At 42.0% G+C, this 2,543-nt stretch carries 3 protein-coding genes and 2 pseudogenes; 2 read left to right on the top strand and 3 right to left on the bottom strand.

All coding sequences use genetic code 11. The annotated features are described in order from the left end of the window. The 3 genes and pseudogenes from IQR33_RS32195 to IQR33_RS03345 all read right to left on the bottom strand — a co-directional run. Nucleotides 1-285 (bottom strand): annotated as a pseudogene (locus IQR33_RS32195) (YjbG polysaccharide synthesis-related protein); the annotation flags it as partial. Beyond that, nucleotides 282-962, bottom strand: a complete 681-nt coding sequence (locus IQR33_RS03350; RefSeq protein ID WP_042522614.1) for a YjbF family lipoprotein — start codon at nucleotides 960-962, stop codon at nucleotides 282-284. The gene IQR33_RS03350 and the pseudogene IQR33_RS32195, both read right to left, overlap by 4 nt. Nucleotides 963-1,031: 69 nt before the next feature. Then, nucleotides 1,032-1,250, bottom strand: a complete 219-nt coding sequence (locus IQR33_RS03345; protein WP_031780921.1) for a hypothetical protein — start codon at nucleotides 1,248-1,250, stop codon at nucleotides 1,032-1,034. A gap of 403 nt (nucleotides 1,251-1,653) precedes the next feature. Here IQR33_RS03345 and IQR33_RS03340 point away from each other — a divergent pair, with 403 nt between their 5' ends. Both IQR33_RS03340 and IQR33_RS03335 read left to right on the top strand, forming a co-directional pair. Further along, nucleotides 1,654-2,172 (top strand): outer membrane beta-barrel protein, encoded by a 519-nt coding sequence (locus tag IQR33_RS03340; RefSeq protein WP_017820722.1) that lies wholly within the window; start codon nucleotides 1,654-1,656, stop codon nucleotides 2,170-2,172. 64 nt (nucleotides 2,173-2,236) lie between these two features. Beyond that, nucleotides 2,237-2,543 (top strand): annotated as a pseudogene (locus IQR33_RS03335) (OtnA protein); the annotation flags it as partial.

Here is a 2,543-nt window from a genome sequence, read left to right as displayed (position 1 = left end):
CATTTGATTGAGCACCGAGTTCTTTAAAGCGGTAGAGGTTTTCTCGGCGTGTTCCGATTTATCAAACAAAGTGGTACCAAGAGAATATTGCAGAGAGACGCTTTGCTCCCTAGCAAGTGCTAACACATTTTCTAAACGAGCCGGCCCTTGAAATTGTAGCCGTTTGCCTGCTTCTAGCAATTCAACATTTAATGGTTGCATAGCAGAGGTTTCTGTTTGAGCGAAGCTAGGCATGCTCAAAAGCGGCATGACCAAAACGAATAATGTGAGTAGTTGCTTGCTCATGATTTGCTATATCCCTTCAAAATGGTTAACTCAACCGGAATCATATTTGGCCCTAGGTGTTGTAAGGTTTTAACGACCTGACCCTGTTCATTGACCCAATAGTAGTTTTCGACCGATTGAGAAAGACTGCTAAACTCAACAACTTCTTTATATACGTTGGTCATAGTGCTAGAAATAGGTGTTGTTAACGTTTCTTGGCCTGAGTAAGAACGCGTTATATTTGCAGGAAAGCCATAACGGTATTGTGTTGCCCAATCGTATGAAAGTGTGTAGTTGACAGAGGTTGAGTCTAAAGAAAAATCTGGAACGTCACCGTAAACACCTGCTAAGTCCCCACTCTGTAGACCAATCGTTTTGACGATATGCCCATTCTCTGTAACGATCATAGCTTTATCTGCGCTTACCCATTTCAGTTGTTTTTTGCCGCTGAGTTGGTTTTGTTCCGCAAAAGCTAAAACAACAAACACCTGTTTTTGATTTCCAAGTTTCAAATAGGCACTGGCATATGGAATAGCATTGATTTCTTCTGGTGTCATCTCGACATCAATGTAGTTACCGTAGGCTTCTTGGACGGTTGCTGAAACATCATTGAATTTCTGTGTGCAGCCAAAGAGTACAAGGAGTAGTGGAAGAATGAGGAGTTGGCGTATCCATTTAGGTATTCGGAAGATATTCATTATTCCCTCTTACAAATAAAATCGCCCTGAGTCATTCAGGGCGATTAGCTTCTGTTCTACAAAACGAAATTAGTTCGAAGTAGAAGTAGAAGTAGATGTTGAAGTAGATGTTGAGTCGCTATCTGACGCTGCAACTGCTACTACAGTTACTGCTGCTGCTGCGCCTACACCTACAGCTGTAGTGCCAGTTGCTGACGCAGAAGCTGTGCCTGTTGAGCCTGCTTCTTCTGCTGCAAATGCAGTTGTTGCGCTTAGAGCCATAAGAATAGCTAGAGCTGTATTCTTCATTATTAATCCTTGTGTATCCGGTATAAAAACATCGATGTTTGGTAGCATAAAAATGCTCCAAATTATATTCTAGATAAAAAAGCCTTAGCATGTAAATAGTTTCTTATTTTGCCATGGCTTTCGATCTCATTTCTAACACCAGCGTGACATTGCGCGGTTATCTTGCTCCCTTGCTTGCTGATAAACTATCAAGAGTGCATAATTTGTCGACCTATTTCCTCCAGAACTAGAGGTTTGGAGGAAATAGGTCGTTTTTACTTAGACCATATAGAAAGCGATACAGTGGCTTACGCTCAACGCCTCAGGGCGGTAGCGTGCCAACTCTTCAGTATTTAATGGCCTGCATAGCACGCTTAACTTTGCTTTGGCAGCCCATATTATTACCAGTACTAGGGACTTTTACGTGATAAGAAAGCAGCATTGTTTGGGAATACTTGGTGCACTGGGCTTGAGCCTGAGTTCTTTTTCAGCGTCAGCCGATTTTTATGCTGGTGCGTTAGTGAGCTACTCAAATGCAGAATTGAAAAGCTCGTCTTCTGAGTCCGTAAAAGAGGGGAGTCCTTTCCTTCTTAGTGCGCAAGCAGGGTACTTCTTTAATGACTACATTGGTCTCGAAGGACGTTATGGGACATCAGTTCAACGTGACAGTGGTCTTGCCGTTGATAGCGCTTTGAGCGGCTTTGTTAAGTTGAATATGCCGGTTTCAGAGCGAGTTGCACTTTACGGTTTAGCTGGGTATTCAAGCGTTCAGCTTGATCTACAAAATGTAGGTTCTCACAAAGAACAAGGATTTAGTTTTGGGTTAGGTATGCACTACGCTTTAAATAACCAAAGCGCGGTGATATTTGAGTTCGTTGATAACGTCTCTGAAGACCAAGTTCGCCTTAACTCGATTACATTGGGTTTTCAGCACCGTTTCTAATTTAAATACCTAGAGCTCAAACTTGGGGCTAGGGTCTTTTATTCAATTATTATAGTGATATACCATGTTTAAAGGATATTTCTCTATTGCCGCTTTTATATTGGCAAGTACGTTTGCGTCTTATTCAATGGCACAAACACCCACTCCAGAACAAATGAAAATGTTTCAAAATCTACCCGCCGACCAGCAAAAGGCCTTGGCGAGTAAGTATGGTTTCTCTATTCCTTCTAGTTCATCTTCAAACAAGTCTCCTTACGAAAATCCGCAAGTAATCCACCCTAGAACTGAAGCTAGTGGCGCTGTATCTTCTAATATCGAAGAACAATGGCTCAAAAAAGGTGAGCAGGAAGAGCTTAAACGCTTTGGTTTAG

Origin of the sequence: Vibrio sp. OPT46 (assembly GCF_015163535.1) — a bacterium.
In the GTDB taxonomy this organism is placed as follows: Bacteria; Pseudomonadota; Gammaproteobacteria; order Enterobacterales; family Vibrionaceae; genus Vibrio; species Vibrio alginolyticus.
The sequence above is the reverse complement of the archived record's forward strand: the minus strand, read 5'-3'. Positions and strand labels throughout refer to the sequence as shown.

Excerpts from the sequence above, each read along its gene's own strand:
- IQR33_RS03350 (WP_042522614.1), bottom strand. The coding sequence starts at position 962 with ATGAATATCTTCCGAATACCTAAATGGATACGCCAACTCCTCATTCTT.
- IQR33_RS03345 (WP_031780921.1), bottom strand. The coding sequence starts at position 1,250 with ATGAAGAATACAGCTCTAGCTATTCTTATGGCTCTAAGCGCAACAACT.